At 72.9% G+C, this 19,294-nt stretch carries 13 protein-coding genes; 10 read left to right on the plus strand and 3 right to left on the minus strand.

Annotation, left to right across the window (positions count from 1 at the left end):
* Positions 1-129 precede the first annotated feature (129 nt).
* Both ACZ4M5_RS23545 and ACZ4M5_RS23550 read right to left on the minus strand, forming a co-directional pair.
* Complete coding sequence (locus ACZ4M5_RS23545) at positions 130-645, minus strand: GNAT family N-acetyltransferase (RefSeq protein WP_467739796.1); 516 nt, start codon at positions 643-645, stop codon at positions 130-132.
* A 20-nt stretch (positions 646-665) separates the two neighbouring features.
* Entirely contained in the window at positions 666-2,159 is a 1,494-nt protein-coding gene (locus ACZ4M5_RS23550) for an MFS transporter (protein ID WP_467739797.1), read from the minus strand.
* Positions 2,160-2,601: 442 nt separating this feature from the next.
* Between ACZ4M5_RS23550 and ACZ4M5_RS23555 the strand changes: the two genes are divergently transcribed.
* From ACZ4M5_RS23555 to mfd, 3 genes are all read left to right on the plus strand, one after another.
* A complete protein-coding gene (locus tag ACZ4M5_RS23555; RefSeq protein ID WP_467739798.1) occupies positions 2,602-3,390 on the plus strand; it encodes an ABC transporter ATP-binding protein in 789 nt (262 codons plus the stop codon).
* Positions 3,387-5,966, plus strand: coding sequence for an ABC transporter permease (locus ACZ4M5_RS23560; RefSeq protein ID WP_467739799.1), 2,580 nt, complete (start codon positions 3,387-3,389; stop codon positions 5,964-5,966). The genes ACZ4M5_RS23555 and ACZ4M5_RS23560 overlap by 4 nt, the downstream gene beginning before the upstream one ends.
* Before the next feature lie 257 nt (positions 5,967-6,223).
* Positions 6,224-9,757 carry a transcription-repair coupling factor gene (gene mfd, locus ACZ4M5_RS23565; protein WP_467739800.1) on the plus strand — a complete coding sequence of 1,178 codons (3,534 nt, stop codon included), beginning with the start codon at positions 6,224-6,226 and terminating at the stop codon, positions 9,755-9,757.
* 415 nt (positions 9,758-10,172) lie between these two features.
* Here the strand turns inward: mfd and ACZ4M5_RS23570 are convergent, their stop codons facing one another.
* Positions 10,173-10,775, minus strand: a complete 603-nt coding sequence (locus tag ACZ4M5_RS23570; RefSeq protein ID WP_467739801.1) for a TetR/AcrR family transcriptional regulator — start codon at positions 10,773-10,775, stop codon at positions 10,173-10,175.
* Positions 10,776-11,000: 225 nt separating this feature from the next.
* Here ACZ4M5_RS23570 and ACZ4M5_RS23575 point away from each other — a divergent pair, with 225 nt between their 5' ends.
* From ACZ4M5_RS23575 to ACZ4M5_RS23605, 7 genes are all read left to right on the plus strand, one after another.
* Positions 11,001-11,837: an SCO6745 family protein gene (locus ACZ4M5_RS23575; protein ID WP_467739880.1), complete on the plus strand. Its 837-nt coding sequence runs from the start codon at positions 11,001-11,003 to the stop codon at positions 11,835-11,837.
* 245 nt (positions 11,838-12,082) lie between these two features.
* Complete coding sequence (locus ACZ4M5_RS23580) at positions 12,083-12,859, plus strand: HNH endonuclease family protein (protein WP_467739802.1); 777 nt, start codon at positions 12,083-12,085, stop codon at positions 12,857-12,859.
* A 278-nt stretch (positions 12,860-13,137) separates the two neighbouring features.
* Complete coding sequence (locus ACZ4M5_RS23585) at positions 13,138-13,743, plus strand: hypothetical protein (protein ID WP_467739803.1); 606 nt, start codon at positions 13,138-13,140, stop codon at positions 13,741-13,743.
* 38 nt (positions 13,744-13,781) lie between these two features.
* A complete protein-coding gene (locus ACZ4M5_RS23590) occupies positions 13,782-15,278 on the plus strand; it encodes a protein kinase domain-containing protein (RefSeq protein ID WP_467739881.1) in 1,497 nt (498 codons plus the stop codon).
* A 141-nt stretch (positions 15,279-15,419) separates the two neighbouring features.
* The gene (locus ACZ4M5_RS23595; RefSeq protein ID WP_467739804.1) at positions 15,420-16,067 is read left to right on the plus strand and encodes a SurA N-terminal domain-containing protein; all 648 of its coding nucleotides are present in this window, start codon (positions 15,420-15,422) and stop codon (positions 16,065-16,067) included.
* Positions 16,068-16,798: 731 nt separating this feature from the next.
* Positions 16,799-17,806, plus strand: coding sequence for a nucleoside triphosphate pyrophosphohydrolase (locus tag ACZ4M5_RS23600; RefSeq protein WP_467739805.1), 1,008 nt, complete (start codon positions 16,799-16,801; stop codon positions 17,804-17,806).
* A 46-nt stretch (positions 17,807-17,852) separates the two neighbouring features.
* On the plus strand, positions 17,853-19,127 hold the full coding sequence (locus tag ACZ4M5_RS23605; RefSeq protein WP_467739806.1) for a cytochrome P450 family protein: 1,275 nt from the start codon (positions 17,853-17,855) through the stop codon (positions 19,125-19,127).
* The last annotated feature ends 167 nt before the right edge of the window (positions 19,128-19,294 follow it).

Genomic DNA, 19,294 nt, shown 5'->3' on the forward strand with positions numbered 1-19,294 from the left:
CAGGGAGGTGGGGGGCGGGCGGCCCCGCACGTTACTGCGGAGTACCGGGGCAGCGCGAGGGTTTGGACAAACTGATTGGTCGGTACGCGCTTGCCTTCGTGACCTCGGGTGTTACCCGCGTTAACCCGCTCAGCGGGGCGTCGGTGGCGCCACCGCGCCCAAGTCCCGCCGCTCGTAACGGAGTCCGGCCCTGCCGTCGACCGGTGCGTGCCCCACGCTGAGGAAACTGTTGCGTTCCAGGACGGTCCGGGACCCGACGTTGTCACAGCGCGTCAGCGCCGTGAGGGTGCGGAGCCCGTAGCCGGCGGCGGCCAGCCGGCACACCTGGGCGACCGCCGCCGTCGCCACCCCGCGGCCCGCCACCCGCTCGCCCACGCGGTAGCCGAGTTCGGCGCCGCCGTCGACCAGGTCGACCAGGTTCACGCGCCCGACGACGTCCCCCCGCTCCGTGAGGACGACGTGGAAGCGGCAGACGCCGGCGCGCTGTTCGGCCAGGAGCGCCCGGTGCCGTGCGGCGAAGCCCTCGGGGGTGAAGTAGGCGGCGCCGCGGTCCGGGACCGTGCGGGCGAAGTACGCCCGGTTCTCCCGCTCGAAGGCCAGCAGCGCGTCCGCGTGATCCGCCCGCAGCGGTTCCAGGGTCACCATGGCCGTGAGCGTAGGGAGGGTCAGTCCCCCAGCACCGGGAATTTCCGGGGCGCCAGGAACAGCAGCACCAGGAACGCCAGCGCCGCTGCTCCCGCCGCACCCAGGTAGACGGCGTGCACCGCGTCGGCGATGGCCCGCCGGGTCGCCTCGGGCGCCGCGCCCGCGTCCAGCGCCCGGGTCACCGAGTCGAGGTCGCCCGAACCGCCGAGCCGGGCGGCCAGCACCCCGTTGGCCACCGCGCCGAAGACCGCCGCGCCGATCGTCTGGCCCGTCTGACGGCAGAACAGCACCGAGGCGGTCGTCGTACCGCGCTCGGCCCAGCCCACCGTCGACTGCACCCCGACGATGAGCGGCAGCTGGAACAGGCCCAGCGCCGCCCCGAGCAGCAGCATCAGCACGGTGGGCTGCCACGCCTGCCCGGGGTAGGGCAGGAACGGGAACGCGAACAGGATCACGGCGGCGGTGCCGATGCCCAGCATCGCGGTGTTGCGGAAGCCGATCCGCCGGTACACGTGCTGGCTCAGCGCGGCCGACACCGGCCAGCTCAGCGTCCACACCGACAGCACGAACCCGGCCGCGACCGGCGCCAGGCCCAGCACCGACTGGGCGTACGTGGGCAGGAACACCGTCGGTGCGACCATCAGCAGGCCCAGCGCGCCCAGGGCCAGGTTGACCGCGGCGATCGTCCGGCGCCGCCACACCCACCCCGGGATGATCGGATCCGCGGCGCGGCGCTCCACCAGCACCACGACGGCGGCCAGGGCGAGTCCGGTGCCGAACAGGCCGAGCGAGGGCGCCGACAGCCACGGCCACGCCACCCCGCCCTGCACCAGTGCCGTCAGCAGCACCCCGCCGCAGGCGAACACCGCCAGCGCGCCCGCCCAGTCCACCCGCCCGCGGGCGACCGCCTCCCGCTCCGGCTCGTGCAGGTGACGCACGATCAGCCACAGCGCGACCGCGCCGACCGGCAGGTTGACCAGGAAGATCCACCGCCAGTCCGCGTACGCGGCGAGCACCCCGCCCAGGCCCGGGCCGGCGACCGCGGACACCGCCCACACCGTCGACAGCTTCGACTGGATCTTCGGACGGTCCTTCAGCGGATACAGGTCGGCGGCGAGGGTCTGCACGGTCCCCTGCAGCGCGCCGCCGCCCAGGCCCTGCACGACGCGGAAGGCGATGAGCGCCCCCATGTTCCAGGCCAGCGCGCACAGCAGGGACCCCAGCAGGAACAGCACCGAGCCGACCACGAGCACGGGCTTGCGGCCGAAGGTGTCGGAGAGCCTGCCGTAGACGGGCAGGGTGACGGTCACCGCCAGCAGATAGCCGGAGAACAGCCAGGAGAAGACGGAGAACCCACCGAGGTCACCGACGATCTGCGGGACGGCGGTGGACACCACGGTCGCGTCGAGCGCCGCCAGCGCCATCGACAGCATCAGGGCCGCCACGACGGCCGACCTGCGCCGGTTGGCCACGGGCGCCGCCGTCTCACGCGCCGCGGAACTCGTGCTCCCCACCCCGGGTCCTCCCCCTCGGTTCTGCCTGCCCCTTGCACCTATCTGCCGCCGGACAGCTTCCCACTTGACCCTGACGTCGCGGGAGGGTGGAGGCTGAGTGGGCCGACGGGCGGAGCCGACCCTGAGACGGCCTCCACCCCACGGTGGACTGCCCCTAGGGGTACCTCCGTACTACGACCTGGGGAGGGTTCGTACCGGCGGAGGACGAGAGGGGGAGGACCTCGTCCTTAACCTGGCTTTACGCCGCCGGGGGGCGGTGGGCACACCGGCGGGGGTGGGGTTTTCCTCAGCAAAAGACTGCGCTGGACACCAGGGCGCACGACCCCTCCCCACCACGAGACTTGGAACACGTTCGACGGACCGCCCGGTCCGGCACCGCACCAGCGGCCACCGGCCCGGCGACCCGCCTTCACCAACTGCTGACCGACATAGGAGACATACCGTGACTTCGGCTGTGACCATTCCCAGGCACGGGGGTACTGGAGGGCGTACGGCCGTAGCCGCGCGGGCGCGGCAGGTCGTGAAGGCGTACGGGTCCGGTGAGACCCGGGTCGTCGCCCTCGACCACGTCGACGTGGACATCGCACGCGGCCAGTTCACCGCGATCATGGGCCCCTCGGGCTCCGGCAAGTCCACGCTCATGCACTGCCTCGCCGGGCTCGACACCGTCACCGGCGGGCAGATCTACCTCGACGAGACCGAGATCACCGGCCTCAAGGACAAGAAGCTGACGCAGCTGCGCCGGGACCGGATCGGGTTCATCTTCCAGGCGTTCAACCTGCTGCCGACGCTCAACGCCCTCGAGAACATCACGCTGCCCATGGACATCGCGGGCCGCAAGCCCGACCAGCAGTGGCTGACGCGGGTGGTGGAGACCGTCGGCCTGTCCGACCGGCTCAAGCACCGGCCCACCCAGCTCTCCGGCGGCCAGCAGCAGCGCGTCGCCGTGGCGCGGGCCCTCGCCGCCCGGCCCGAGATCATCTTCGGTGACGAGCCGACCGGCAACCTCGACTCGCGCGCCGGCGCCGAGGTCCTGGGCTTCCTGCGCCGCTCGGTCGACGAACTGGGCCAGACCATCGTCATGGTCACCCACGACCCGGTCGCCGCCAGCTACGCGGACCGGGTGCTGTACCTCGCCGACGGCCGCATCGTCGACGAGATGCTCAAGCCCACGGCCGAGGCCGTCCTGGACCGCATGAAGGACTTCGACGCCCGGGGGCGCACGTCATGACCGTCATGAAGACCTCACTGCGCAACTTCGTGGCGCACAAGGGCCGCATGGCGCTCTCGGCGATCGCCGTCCTGCTGTCGGTGGCCTTCGTCTGCGGCACGCTCGTCTTCACGGACACCATGTCCACCACGTTCGACAAGCTCTTCGCGGCCACCTCCTCCGACGTGACGGTCAGCGCCAAGGGCGCCTCCGACAGCGGCGAGACCACCGCCGACAACGGCAAGCCGCCCGTCATGCCGGCCTCCGTGCTCGGCGAGGTCCGCAAGGCCGAGGGCGTCAAGTCCGCCGAGGGCACCGTGTTCTCCACCTCGGTGACCGTCGTCGACGCCGACAAGGACAGCCTGTCGCCCACCAGCGGCGGCCCGACCATCGTCGGCAGCTGGAACGCCACCGACGCCCGCACCATGAAGATCACCTCCGGTGCGGCGCCCCGGGGCGCCGGCCAGATCATGGTCGACGCCGACACCGCCGACAAGCACGGCCTGAAGCTCGGCGACGAGATCGGCGTGCTCACCGCGGTCGGCAACCACACCGCGAAGATCTCCGGCATCGCCGACTTCACCGTCACCAACCCCGGCGCCGCGATCTTCTACCTCGACACGAAGACCGCCCAGCAGGCCCTGGTCGGCGAGAGCGGCGTCTACACCAACGTCAACGTCACCGCGGCCGCCGGCGTCGCCGACGCACAGCTGAAGAAGAACGTCGTGGCCGAACTCGGCGGCGGCTACCAGGTCAAGACGGCCAAGGAGACCGCCGACGCCAACCAGAAGGACGTCGAGGGCTTCATGAACGTCATGAAGTACGCGATGCTCGGCTTCGCCGGGATCGCCTTCCTCGTCGGCATCTTCCTGATCATCAACACCTTCTCCATGCTGGTCGCCCAGCGCACCCGGGAGATCGGCCTGATGCGGGCCATCGGCTCCTCCCGCAAGCAGGTCAACCGCTCCGTGCTCGCCGAGGCGCTGCTGCTCGGCCTCGTCGGATCGCTGCTCGGCGTCGGCGCGGGCGTCGGCCTCGCCGTCGGGCTGATGAAACTCATGGGCCAGATGGGCATGGAACTGTCCACCGACGACCTCACCGTGGCCTGGACGACCCCCGTGGTCGGTCTCCTGCTCGGCGTGATCGTCACCGTGCTCGCCGCCTACCTGCCCGCCCGCCGCGCCGGCAAGATCTCCCCGATGGCCGCCCTGCGCGACGCGGGAGCCCCGGCCGACGCCAAGGCCGGCTGGATCCGCGGCATCGTCGGCACCGTCCTCACCGGTGCGGGCGTCTTCGGCCTCTACCTGGCCTCGGCCGCCGACAAGGCCACCGACGGCTCGCTGTGGCTCGGCCTCGGCGTGGTGCTGTCGCTCATCGGCTTCGTCGTCATCGGCCCGCTGCTCGCCGGCGCGGTGGTCCGCGTCCTCGGCGCGGTCCTGCTGCGGATGTTCGGCCCCGTCGGCCGCATGGCCGAGCGCAACGCCCTGCGCAACCCGCGCCGCACCGGCGCGACCGGCGCCGCCCTGATGATCGGCCTCGCCCTGGTGGCGTGCCTGTCCGTGGTCGGCTCCTCCATGGTGGCCTCCGCCACCGACCAGCTCGACAAGACCGTCGGCACGGACTTCATCATCCAGTCCGACAGCGGTCAGCTGATCAGCCCGCAGGCGGTCAAGGCCGTCAAGTCCTCCGCGGACCTGGAGCGGGTCACCGAGTACAAGTGGACCCAGGCCGACTTCACCACCCCCGACGGCAAGACCCTCAAGGACACCGCGATCACGGCGGCCGACCCCTCCTACGCCACCGACCTGCGCACCGAGACGGTCGCCGGCAAGCTCACCGACGCCTACCGGCCCGACTCGATGTCGGTCCACGAGAAGTTCGCGAAGGACCACCGCATCACCCTCGGCTCCAAGGTGCGGGTGGCGTTCGAGGGCGGCAGGGCCGCCGACCTGACCGTCCGGGCGATCACCAGCAGTGACGTCGTGATCGACGCGGGCGCGATGTACACGTCCATCCCGACGATGGCCAAGTACGTCCCCGCCGACAAGATGCCGCTGGACACCCTGCTGTTCGCCTCGGCGAAGGACGGGAAGCAGGACGCCGCCTACACGTCCCTCAAGGCCGCGCTGCACGACTACCCGCAGTACACCGTGCGCGACCAGACCGACTACAAGGAAGCCCTGAAGGACCAGATCGGCCAGCTGCTCAACATGATCTACGGCCTGCTGGCCCTGGCGATCATCGTCGCCGTCCTGGGCGTGGTGAACACCCTGGCCCTGTCGGTGGTGGAGCGCACACGGGAGATCGGCCTCATGCGGGCGATCGGCCTCTCCCGCCGCCAGCTGCGCCGCATGATCCGCATGGAGTCGGTCGTCATCGCCCTCTTCGGCGCCCTGCTGGGCCTCGGACTGGGCATGGGCTGGGGTGCCACGGCCCAGCAGCTGCTGGAACTGGAGGGCCTGATGGTCCTCGACATCCCCTGGCCGACGATCATCGGCGTCTTCGTCGGCTCGGCGTTCGTGGGCCTGTTCGCGGCCCTGGTCCCGGCGTTCCGGGCGGGACGGATGAACGTGCTGAACGCCATCGCGACCGAGTAGCGGGGCACCGCCGAGAACCACCGCACACGGGGGTTGCGGGGGACCCGGCGCCGGGAGGTCCAGGACAGGACCTCCCGGCGCCGGGTGCTTTCCACGACCCGCGGGCCCGGGGTGGCCACGCCGGGCACCCCGCACCCGGGGCGTCATCCACAGGCCCCGGCGCCGAGCCGCGCAGCGACGTACGCTGGAGACCCCCGGCCCGCAGTGCGTGTCGGGCCCGTCGTGTTGCCCACCCCCCTGGACGGAAAAAGCCCCGAATGAGCCTGCACGGTCTGCTCGACGCCGTCACGAAGGACGCCGCCCTCGCGGAAGCGATCAGGGCTGCCGCCGACGGCAACCGCATGCACGTCGACCTGGTCGGCCCCCCTGCCGCCCGCCCCTTCACGGTCGCCGCCCTGGCCCGCGAGACGGGCCGCCCGGTCCTCGCGGTCACGGCGACGGGCCGCGAGGCGGAGGACCTGGCCGCCGCCCTGCGCTCCCTGCTGCCCCCCGAGGGCGTCGTGGAGTACCCGTCCTGGGAGACCCTCCCGCACGAGCGGCTCAGCCCCCGCAGCGACACCGTCGGCCGCCGCCTGGCCGTGCTGCGCCGCCTGGCCCACCCGCGCCCGGACGACCCCGAGACCGGCCCGGTCTCCGTCGTCGTGGCGCCCGTCCGCTCCGTGCTCCAGCCGCAGGTCAAGGGCCTGGGCGACCTGGAGCCGGTGGCCCTGCAGACCGGGCGGAGCGCCGATCTGAACGAGGTGGTGGAAGCCCTCGCGGCCGCCGCCTACGCGCGCGTGGAGCTGGTGGAGAAGCGCGGCGAGTTCGCCGTGCGCGGCGGCATCCTCGACGTGTTCCCGCCCACCGAGGAACACCCCCTGCGCGTCGAGTTCTGGGGCGACGACATCGAGGAGATCCGCTACTTCAAGGTCGCCGACCAGCGCTCCCTGGAGGTCGCCGAGCACGGACTGTGGGCCCCGCCCTGCCGTGAGCTGCTGCTCACCGAGGACGTCCGCGCACGGGCCCGGGGCCTGGCCGAACAGCACCCCGAGCTGGGCGAACTGCTCGGCAAGATCGCCGAGGGCATCGCGGTGGAGGGCATGGAGTCCCTCGCCCCGGTCCTCGTCGACGACATGGAGCTGCTGCTCGACGTGCTGCCCAAGGGCGCCATGGCCGTCGTCTGCGACCCGGAGCGGGTCCGCACGCGCGCGTCGGACCTGGTCGCCACCTCGCAGGAGTTCCTGCAGGCGTCCTGGGCGGCCACCGCGGGCGGGGGCGAGGCGCCCATCGACGTCGACGCGGCGTCCCTGTGGTCCATCGCGGACGTCCGGGACCGGGCCCGCGAGCTGGACATGATGTGGTGGTCGGTGTCGCCGTTCGCCGCCGACGAGGAGCTCGACGGGGACACCCTCAAGCTCGGCATGCACGCACCGGAGACCTACCGGGGCGACACCGCCAAGGCCCTGGCCGACACCAAGGGCTGGCTCGCCGACGGCTGGCGCGCGGTGTTCGTCACCGAGGGCCACGGCCCCGCCGCCCGCACGGTCGAGGTGCTCGGCGGCGAGGGCATCGCCGCCCGTCTCGAGGGAGACCTCGGCGAGATCTCCCCGTCGGTCGTGCACGTGTCGTGCGGCTCGATCGACCACGGCTTCGTCGACCCGGTCCTCCGACTCGCCGTCCTCACCGAGACCGACCTGACCGGCCAGAAGGCGTCCGGCCGCGAGGGCGCCCGGATGCCGGCCCGCCGCCGCAAGACCATCGACCCGCTCACCCTGGAGCCGGGCGACTACATCGTCCACGAACAGCACGGCGTCGGCCGCTACATCGAGATGGTCCAGCGCACCGTGCAGGGCGCCACCCGCGAGTACCTGGTCGTCGAGTACGCCCCCGCCAAGCGCGGCCAGCCCGGCGACCGCCTGTACATCCCCACCGACCAGCTGGAGCAGATCACCAAGTACGTCGGCGGTGAGGCGCCCACCCTGCACCGCCTGGGCGGCGCCGACTGGACGAAGACGAAGGCCCGCGCGAAGAAGGCGGTCAAGGAGATCGCCGCCGACCTCATCAAGCTCTACAGCGCGCGCATGGCCGCCCCCGGGCACGCCTTCGGGGCGGACACCCCCTGGCAGCGCGAGCTGGAGGACGCCTTCCCCTACGCGGAGACGCCCGACCAGCTCACCACCATCGCCGAGGTCAAGGAGGACATGGAGAAGTCCATCCCGATGGACCGCCTGATCTGCGGCGACGTCGGCTACGGCAAGACCGAGATCGCGGTCCGGGCCGCCTTCAAGGCCGTCCAGGACGGCAAGCAGGTCGCCGTGCTCGTCCCCACGACGCTGCTGGTGCAGCAGCACTTCGGCACGTTCAGCGAGCGGTACGCACAGTTCCCGGTGAACGTGAAGGCGCTGTCCCGCTTCCAGACCGACACCGAGGCCAAGGCGGTCCTGGAGGGCCTGCGCGAGGGCTCGGTCGACATCGTCATCGGCACCCACCGGCTGTTCTCGTCCGAGACGAAGTTCAAGGACCTGGGCCTGGTCATCGTCGACGAGGAGCAGCGCTTCGGCGTCGAGCACAAGGAGCAGCTGAAGAAGCTCCGCGCGAACGTCGACGTCCTGACCATGTCCGCGACCCCGATCCCGAGGACGCTGGAGATGGCGGTCACCGGCATCCGCGAGATGTCGACGATCACCACCCCGCCGGAGGAGCGCCACCCGGTGCTCACCTTCGTCGGCCCCTACGAGGAGAGGCAGATCGGCGCGGCCGTCCGCCGCGAGCTGCTGCGCGAGGGCCAGGTCTTCTACATCCACAACCGGGTCGAGTCCATCGACCGGGCCGCCGCCCGGCTGCGCGAGATCGTCCCCGAGGCGCGTATCGCGACGGCCCACGGCCAGATGTCGGAACAGGCGCTGGAGCAGGTCGTCGTCGACTTCTGGGAGAAGAAGTTCGACGTGCTGGTGTCCACGACGATCGTGGAGTCCGGCATCGACATCTCCAACGCCAACACCCTGATCGTGGAGCGCGGCGACAACTTCGGCCTCAGCCAGCTCCACCAGCTGCGCGGCCGGGTGGGCCGGGGCCGCGAGCGCGGCTACGCCTACTTCCTCTACCCGCCGGAGAAGCCGCTGACCGAGACCGCGCACGAACGGCTCGCGACCATCGCCCAGCACACGGAGATGGGCGCGGGCATGTACGTGGCCATGAAGGACCTGGAGATCCGCGGCGCGGGCAACCTGCTCGGCGGCGAGCAGTCCGGTCACATCGCGGGCGTCGGCTTCGACCTGTACGTGCGGATGGTCGGCGAGGCCGTCGCGGACTACCGGCGCCAGCTGGAGACCGGCGAGATCGAGGAGGAGCCGCCGCTCGAGGTGAAGATCGAGCTGCCCGTCGACGCGCACGTGCCGCACGACTACGCGCCGGGCGAGCGGTTGCGCCTCCAGGCCTACCGCGCCATCGCCTCCGCCAACTCGGAGGAGGACGTCAAGGCGGTCCGCGAGGAACTCGTCGACCGCTACGGCAAGCTGCCCGAGCCGGTGGAGAACCTGCTGCTCGTGGCCGGGCTGCGGATGTTCGCGCGGGCGTGCGGCGTGGGCGAGATCGTGCTCCAGGGCAACAACATCCGGTTCGCGCCCGTGGAGTTGCGCGAGTCGCAGGAGCTGCGGCTCAAGCGGCTCTACCCCGGGGCCGTCATCAAGCCGAACGCACACCAGGTCCTGGTACCGCGGCCGAAGACGGCCAAGGTGGGTGGCAAGCCGTTGCTGGGGCGCGAACTCCTGGCGTGGGTCGGCGAGTTCCTGACGTCGGTCCTGGGCTCCTGAGGGAACGGGAGTCCTGGGACTTCCGACGCCGGTGGTGGTCCGGGGAGCTCCGGACCACCACCGGGCGGAACAGTAGAGCCGGGGAACCTGGCCGGTGGGCGTCCTGGCCGGTGGGCATCCTGGCCCGTGGGCGCCCTGGCCGGTGGGCATCCTGGATACGGGCGTCCTGGCCCACGGGCGTCCTGGCGAGACCGCGTCGACGACGTGACAGCCGTCATCGGTGGCCCGGTCGGGTAGCTGCGGCTTGCCGGGGCGCGTGAGCTCTGGCGGACCGTTTCGTGGCGAAGAGGCTCTCCCTGCCGGTGTCCCGGCCGTGCCGGCCGCCGGGGTCGCCGAGACCGTCGGGATCGCCGGGATCGCCGGGACCGTCGGGACCGTCGGGATCGCCGGGATCGCCGGGATCGCCGTCCGATCCTCAGTCCGCGTCGCGGAACAGCATCACCGCCAGCTCCCGGAACACCTCCTCCGGGTCCCGGTCGCCCACGGGGCCGTCCAGGTTGTGGCCGAGCAGCAGCGTCGCGAAGCCGTGGGCCAGGGACCAGGCGGCGACCCCGGCGAGCCGGGCATCGCCACCGCGCTTGGGCTGCGGCACGGCCGTGACGGCCTCGCGCAGGGCGTCACCGGCCAGGGCACGCGCGGTGGTCAGCTCCAGATCACCGGCCCGCAGCAGCCCGGGCGCGAACATCACCTGGAAGTGCGCCGGATGTTCACGCGCGAACCGTACGTACCGCACGCCCGCCTCCTTCAGGTCCGCCGCCTCCCCAAGCGCGGTGGCGAGCAGCCCGAACCCTTCGGCGGCGATCGCGGTCAGCAGCCCGGCGCGGTCCTTGAAGTGGTGGGCGGGGGCGGCGTGCGAGACGCCTGCGCGGCGGGCGAGGTCGCGCAGGCTCAGCGAGTCCGGGCCGTCAGCCGCGATGACGTCGAGGGCGGCCCCGAGGATGGCCCGGCGCAGATCGCCGTGGTGGTACCGGCGACCGGCCGCGCCCCTGCCGTCCGCTGATGCCTTGCTGGTGCTCATGGGCAGGAGCCTACGCCGAATCTAGTCATTGACAAGTTCTCCGGGCCTCGGGCAATCTTGTCAGTGTCAAGTTGTGCGGGTCGTGCGGCGCCGGTGGCTGCGTGCGGTCCCGCGCCTCGGGCAGGACGTGACGGGAGGCGGGCCGTGTCGGAACATCTCAGGGCGATCGGCGGAACCGGTGCGGACGTGCGGGAGGACGGCGTGGAGCCGGCCCGCGTGCGTCGGATGTGGCACCTGCTGGAGCCGCTGCACGCGGTGCTGTACTACGCGCCGGAGGCCTTCGAGGAGGCCGCCGCCCTCGGGTTCGCCACGCAGGAGCGCTGGCCGAGCTACTTCCCCTACCGGGCCGCCCCGTTGGGCCAGGCCGGCCCCGAGCAGGTGGCCTCCGCCTTCTACAGCTTCAGTCCGCGCATGGTCGCCGAGTACGTGGAACCGGCGTGGCGGACGGCGAGCCCGGCCGCGGTGCTCGAAGCCAGAACACGAGCGGTCGACCGCACCTACCGCGCGATGTTCGGCGACCGCTTGGACGGCCCCGAGCTGGCGGAGGCGGCGGCCCTCGCCCGGCACGCGGCACAGTCCGCACAGACCGCCGGCCGCCCGCTCGCAGCGGCCAACGCCGCACTCGACTGGCCCGAGCCCCCGCACCTGCAGCTGTGGCACGCGGCGACGATCCTGCGCGAGCACCGCGGCGACGGTCACCTCGCGGCCCTGTTGCTGGCCGGACTGGACCCGGTGGAGTCGCTCGTCTCGTTCGCCGCCATAGGCGCCGCGTCGGTGGAGCGCTTCGAGAGCCGTGGCTGGACCCCCGCGCAATGGGCGGCCGCGCGGGACCGTCTGACGGCGAGAGGACTGGTCGACGCGGACGGCACGGCCACGGAAGCGGGCCGGGACCTGCGCCGCCGCGTGGAGGAGCAGACCGACCAACTGGCCGCCGGCCCCTGGGAGTCGCTGGGCGCACAGAGGACCGATCGCCTCGCCGACCTGCTGGGCGACTTCTGGGTCGCGGTGCTGTCGTCCGGCCTGCTGCCCGCCGAGACCACCCTGGGCATAGGCAAGGTCTGACCGCGGCGTCACCGACCGCCTGCCGCCGGCGCCAACCCGGCCGCTCACCGACTCGGCGGCTCGCCGCTCGGCGGCGCGCACGGGCAGCAGCCGCCCGCCGGAGCTGCCGGGACCGGGCGACACGCACGACAGGCGCGGTGTGCCGCCCGAGGCCCCCTGTGGTCCGCATCTCCGCCTCGCTACCGTTGACCAGGCACGGGCCGCCCGTGTGACGGCGGAACAGGCGAAGCAGGGAGGGGCGCACGGTGAGGCGTCTGAGGGGTGGGGCGGCACTGGCTGTCGCGATGGTGGTCACCGGTGCGGCGCTGGCCGGCTGCGAAGGGCTCGCCACACCGGAGGAGGGGAGCGGAGCTTCGGGCTCGGGGGCAGCGGCCGCCGGGGACGGCCGGGCGGTGAACCCGCTGGACAACCCGGACGGCACCGAACCGGGCCTCGCGCCGGTCACGTCCTCCGCCGACAAGGAGGAGGCACGCACCCTGATCGAAAAGGTGCGGACCAAGGGCCGCGGCCCGCGCACCGGTTACGAGCGGGACGAGTTCGGCTACGCCTGGATGGACTCGGCACCGCGCGAGGTCCCCTTCTCGCACAACGGCTGCGACTCACGCAACGACCTCCTCAAGCGGGACGGCGACAAGCTCCGCTTCCGGTCGGGCTCGGACTGCATCGTCGTCTCGCTGACGCTGCACGACCCGTACACCGGCAAGGTCATCGAGTGGAAGAAGTCCCGGGCCACCGAAGTGCAGATAGACCACGTCATGCCGCTGTCGTACGACTGGCAGATGGGCGCCTCGCGCTGGACGAAGGACAAGCGGGAGGCGATCGCCAACGACCCGCTCAACCTGATCCCGGTGGACGGCCCCACCAACAGCTCCAAGGGGGACTCCGGCCCGGCCTCCTGGCTGCCGCCGGACAAGCGGATCCGCTGCGCCTACGCGGTGCGCTTCGCCCAGGTGTCCCTGAAGTACGACCTGCCCGTGACGGAACCGGACAAGGAGATGATGCTGAAGCAGTGCGGGGGATGAGGCCCAAGTCCCTCGCGGGACCGGCGACATGCGGGGGCCCTCGCGACCCGGACGCGCACGCTCCGGGGCCGGGTGCCGCCAACAGGCGCCGCGGGCGGGCCCGGAGGCTCCCCACCCGCCCCGGCCCGCGCTCCTGACACACGAAGTGATCAGCACGACAACGGTTCGGTACAACCCGTGACCGGTGGTCCGTGTCGGGCTATACGCTCGGATCCCCCACCGTGCTCTGTCACTCGCACGTACCCGTCCCATTCGGCCACACCGGACCAGGAGCAGTCATGTACGGCCACGGCGCGGCGCCGCCTCCCCGCAGCGCGGCAACGGTCATCTCCCTGCGCGTGCTGATCGCCGCGGCCGGGGTCCTCACGTGCGGCGTGCTGGCCTGCGTCCCGCTGTTCCGGGCCGCCGTCCTGCGCGGCAAGGTGTACGACTGGATCGCGGCCTGGGCGAGCCTGCCCCTGGCCATCATCTGCTTCGTGGTGATCGGCTCGCTGCCGGAGGGCGACTACCGCACCGACATCGCGCTCGCCGTGATCATGCTGCTCGGTCTGGGGTCCGCGATCTACTTCCTGATCGTGGACATCGGCCACCACAACGCGCAGCGCCGGTTCGCCGGCTACCCGCCGTCGCAGGGGCCGACCGTCATCTCCCCGCAGACCCCGTACGGCTACCCGCACCAGGCGACGCCCTACAACCCGGCCGCCACACCCGTCCCGCAGCAGCAGCCCCAGCCGCCGCAGCACCCCGTTCCGCCGGTCCCGCAGCGGCCGGCGCCCGCCCGCATCGACCAGGTGCGCGCCGAGCTCGACGAACTGAGCGACTACCTGCGCCGGCACGAGGGCCGGCCGGACGGCACCCCCGGTGAGCCCGAGGGCAGCAGGTGAGTGCCGAGGCCGGACGCGTCGTCGCCGGCCGGTACGAACTGTCCGCCGTCCTCGGCCAGGGCGGCATGGGGCAGGTCTGGACGGCTTACGACCAGCGGCTGGACCGGCGCGTCGCCGTGAAGCTGCTGCGCCCCGACAAGGTGGCCGGCCAGGACGCGGAGGAGCTGCGCCGCCGCTTCGTGCGGGAGTGCCGGGTGACCGCGCAGGTCGACCACCCCGGGCTGGTCACCGTGCACGACGCGGGCAGCGAGGGCGAGGAGCTGTTCCTCGTCATGCAGTACATCGACGGCGCCGACCTCGCCGGTCACCTCGCCGGGCGCACCCCGTACCCGTGGCCGTGGGCGGTCGCGGTGGCGGCGCAGCTGTGCGCCGTGCTGAGCGCCGTGCACGCCGTGCCGATCGTCCACCGGGACCTCAAGCCGCGCAACGTGATGGTGAAACAGGACGGCGCGGTCACCGTCCTCGACCTCGGTGTCGCCTCCGTCATGGAAACCGACACCACCCGCCTCACCCACACCGGAACGCCCATCGGCTCGCCCGCCTACATGGCCCCCGAGCAGGCCATGGGCGGCGCGGTCGGCCCCTACACCGACCTGTACGCGCTGGGCGTGGTGCTGCACGAACTGCTCAGCGGGGACGTCCCGTTCTCCGGCTCCACCGCACTCGGCGTCCTGCACCGGCACCTGTACGAACCGCCGGTCCCGGTGCGCCGGCTGCGGCCCGAGGTGCCCGAGGCGCTGGAGACCCTGGTGCTGCGCCTGCTGGCCAAGGACCCGCAGCACCGGCCCGCCTCCGCCCAGGAGGTGTACGAGCGCCTGGAGCCGCTCCTGCCCGCCCGCGGCACACCCACGGGAGCGCCCCTCGACCCCACCCGCCCCTTCCTGCGCCCGCACGCCCCCTGGCCGGACCGGGCCCGCACCCCCGCCCCCCAGCCCGCCCCGGCCACCCCCGTCCCGGAGTCGCCGGGCAACACGGACATCGCCCGGGCCGTCGACGAGGTCAAGCGCCTGCTCGGCGAAGGCCGCATCACCCAGGCCGTCGACATCCTCGGCGCGATCCTGCCCGTCGCGGCCGGCCGGCACGGCGAACACTCCCCGGTCGTGCGGACCCTGCGCAGGCAGTACGCGGCCACCCTGCTGGACGACGGCCAGTACCGGCGTGCCCTGCCCGAGCTGCGCCGCCTCGCCGACGAACGCGCCGCCGAGGCCGGCCAGGCCGACCCGCAGTGCCTGCGCTTCCGCTACGAGGCAGCCCAGTGCCTGGAACAGCTCGGCGAACCGGCCGCGGCCCTCGCCGAGTACCGGGCGCTGCTGCCGTACTACGAGAACCAGTACGTCGCGGCGGGCGGCCCGGAGCTGGCCCACGACGTGCGCCGCCGCATCGGGCACCTGCTGCTGGCCCTCGGCGACCGCGGCGCCGCCCACGACACCCTGGCCCGGCTGCTGCACGACGTCGAACGCACTCACGGACATGGTCACCCGCTGGGGGCGGAGATCCGCCGCACGCTGCAGTGGCTGGGGCAGGTGCGGGGCTGAGGCCCGGTCCGGGGCGGCGCGGCGGTGCCGGAAGTCCCGGTGAATCGTTGGTCGAATGGGTTGGCCAGAGCCTGCCCACTGCCTACCATCGATCACCGCAAGACCTTGTGCACCGCCGCACAATCTCCTCGGGAGGTCTCCTTGCACCGCCGCCGTCGCACCGCGCTCGTCCTCACCGCCGCGATCGCCGCCGCGGCGCCTCTCCTCACCGCCTGCGGGAACGACGCGCATCCCGGCGCCGCGGCCGTGGTGGGTGGCCAGCGGATCACCGTCTCCCAGCTGGAGGAGCGGGTCGGCGAGGTCCGGCAGGCCCAGCGGGCCGCCGTGCGGGACGAGGCGCAGTACCGGCAGGCCATCGCCAGGACGGGCACCCTCACCCGGGACACCCTGCAGACCATGGTGCTCGACCGGGTGCTGCACCGCGCCGCCCGGGACGCCGGGGTGAGCGTCACCCGCAAGGAGATCCAGAAGATGCGCTCCGGCCTGGAGAAGCAGGCCGGCGGCGCCAAGGCGCTGGAGACGACCTGGCTTCAGCAGTACGGCATCCCGCCGCAGCGCCTGGAGGAGAACCTCCGCCTGCAGCTGGAGGCCCAGAAGCTCGCCGAGAAGCTCGGCACCGACACCAGCCGCCCCGAGTTCTGGAAGGCCCTCTCCGACGCCTCCAAGGACCTCGACGTCAACCTCAACCCGCGCTACGGCACGTGGGACGTCCGCAAGAGCAGCCGCGCCGACGCGAAGACCCCGTGGGTCCGTGACGTGACGGCGGCGCAGGTACAGCAGTCCATGTAGCACGCGGGGGAGCGCACCCGGCCCGGGTCACCCCCGGGCCCGCGCTCCCGGGGTTTCCCCAGACCCGCGGCCCGGCCGGACGCCGCCCGATCCCCCCTTCGAGGACGACCGCCGAACGCCCGGCTCGGCCCCGCGCGGGCCTTCCGACCGCCCGGCCGTGCCCCATGCGGGCACGAGTGCCCGACTTGCTCCCGTGCGGGCACCGCCGAGCATCCGGTTGGGCCCCACTGCGGGCGCTGCCCCCGCGCCTGGTCGGACCCCGTGCGGGCACTGCCAGGCACCCGGTTGGGTCACGTACGCGCACTGCCCCGCGCCTGGTCGGACACCGTGCGGGCACCGCCGAGCGCCCGGTTAAGGCCCGCGCGGGCACTGCCGGGCACCCGGTCGGGTCACGTACGGGCACTGCCGGGCACTCGGTTGGGCCCCACCGCGGGCACTGCCCCCATGCCTGGTCGGACGCCGGGCGGGCACCGCCGAGCGCCCGGTTGGACCACGAGCGGGCACTGACAAGCGCCCGGGCTCGGCCCCTCGCGGGGCGGGCACTGACAAGCACCCGCCCGGTTACTCCCCCCCCCCCCCGCAGACACTGACGAGCACCCGGCTCGCCCCCTGGCGGACCCTCCGCGCCCGGCGCGCCCCGCTCGCCCCCCTGTGGACAACTCGCGAGAGCCCGGCCCCACCCCCTGTGGACAACTTCCGGCACCGTCCGCCACGTGGGATAGCTTCGAAACGTGAACGCCAACAGCTCCGAAGCCATCCCGGGCCCCCCGCAGGCCGCCCCGGGTGCGGCCGCCGACCCCGGCCGCGCCGTCCTGCTCACCACCAGCCACCGCGTCGCCCCCGGCCTGCTCTCCTGGCCCGCCTGGCAGGCCCTGCACGCGGCCGACCGGGTGCTGTGCGCGGACGGGGCCCACCCGCAGCTGCCCTATCTGCGCGAGGCCGGCATCACCGTCGAGGTGGCGTCGCCCACCGCGCAGGACCTCGTCGACGCCTGCGCCGGCGGCCGCACCGTGGTCGTCGTGGCGACGGGCGAGGGCGAGCCGGCCCTGACCGACGGGCTGGCCCGCCTCGCCGGCTCCGGCCGCCTCGCCATGCCGGAGCTGGAGCTGCTCCCGGCCTCCTACGACCTGCCCGGCGCCCGCCTCCTCGACCTCGTCCAGGTCATGGACCGCATCCGCGCCGAATGCCCCTGGTCGTCCCGGCAGACCCACAAGGGCCTCGCCAAGTACGGCATCGAGGAGGCGTACGAGCTGGTCGAGGCGATCGAGGAGGGGGACCGCGACGAACTGCGCGAGGAGCTCGGGGACGTCCTCCTGCAGGTCGTCTTCCACGCTCGCATCGCCGAGGAGGACACGGAGGCGCCCTTCTCCATCGACGACGTGGCCGGCGGCATCGTCGCCAAGCTCGTCCACCGCCACCCGCACGTGTTCGGCGACGCGACGGCCACCACCCCCGAGGAGGTCAAGGCCCACTGGCTGCGCACCAAGGCGATCGAGAAGCAGCGCACCTCCGTCACCGACGGCGTCCCCCTCGGCCAGCCGGGACTGGCCCTGGCCGCCAAGCTGGCCTCCCGGGCCCGTACGGCCGGCCTCGACATACCCCTGCCCCCGGTCGAGGGCATCGGCTACGAGCTGCTGGCCCTGGCGGTCCGCGCCGAGGCCGAGGGCGTCGACCCGGAGGCGGCGCTCAGAGCCGCGGCCCGCGCCTACCGGGACGCGATCCTGCAGGCCGAGGGCTGAGGAGACCCGGGCCGGGCGGGTCCGGCGGGCCGGATACGGTCGGACCGTGACCGACCAGCCCCAGCCCAGCACGCCCGCCGCCGCCCCGGAACTCTTCACCTGGGAGTTCGCGAGCGACCCCTACCCCGCCTACGCCTGGCTGCGCGAGCACGCCCCGGTGCACCGGACGCGGCTGCCCAGCGGGGTGGAGGCCTGGCTGGTCACGCGCTACGCGGACGCCAAGCAGACGCTCGCCGACCCCCGGCTCTCCAAGAACCCGGCGCACCACGACGAACCGGCCCACGCCAAGGGCAAGACGGGGATCCCGGGGGAGCGCAAGGCGGAGCTGATGACGCACCTGCTGAACATCGACCCACCGGACCACACCCGGTTGCGGCGGCTGGTGTCCAAGGCGTTCACCCCCCGCCGGGTCGCCGAGTTCGCCCCCCGGGTGCAGGAGCTGACCGACGGGCTCATCGACCGGTTCGCGCGGACGGGGTCGGCGGACCTCATCCACGAGTTCGCCTTCCCGCTGCCCATCTACGCCATCTGCGACCTGCTCGGCGTCCCCCGCGAGGACCAGGACGACTTCCGCGACTGGGCGGGCATGATGATCCGTCACCAGGGCGGGCCCCGCGGCGGCGTCGCCCGCTCGGTGAAGAAGATGCGGGGCTACCTCGCCGAGCTGATCCACCGCAAGCGCGAGGCGCTGCCCGGCGAACCGGCCCCCGGCGAGGACCTCATCTCCGGGCTCATCCGCGCCTCCGACCACGGTGAGCACCTCACCGAGAACGAGGCGGCGGCCATGGCGTTCATCCTGCTGTTCGCCGGGTTCGAGACGACCGTCAACCTCATCGGCAACGGCACCTACGCCCTGCTCACCCACCCCGGGCAGCGGGCCCGCCTGCAGGCGTCCCTCGCCGCCGGGGAGCAGGACCTGCTGGAGACCGGCGTCGAGGAACTGCTGCGCTACGACGGCCCCGTCGAACTCGCGACCTGGCGCTTCGCCACCCAGCCGCTGACCGTCGGCGGGCAGCGCATCGAGGCCGGCGACCCGGTCCTGGTGGTGCTGGCGGCCGCGGACCGGGACCCGGAGCGGTTCGCCGACCCGGACGCGCTGGACCTGTCCCGCCGGGACAACCAGCACCTCGGGTACGGCCACGGCATCCACTACTGCCTCGGCGCCCCGCTCGCCCGGCTGGAGGGCCAGACCGCCCTCGCCACGCTGCTGACGCGCCTGCCCGACCTCCGGCTCGCAGCCGACCCGGCCGAGCTGCGCTGGCGCGGCGGGCTCATCATGCGAGGGCTGCGCACCCTCCCGGTGGAGTTCACCGCGGTGTGACGCCCGCCGTGTCCAGCGAGCGCCTCCGCCAAACATGACACGCCGTCATGTCTGTGATCTTCACGTGATCTGCGCGGCATGAACTTGTGACAAGTGATCGTCTGCCGATACGTTCACCCATCAACGCGGCCCGGAGACGGCGCCGCGCGGGTCACTGCTGTCTTGCG

The sequence above is a fragment of the Streptomyces sp. NPDC026246 genome (assembly GCF_055567995.1).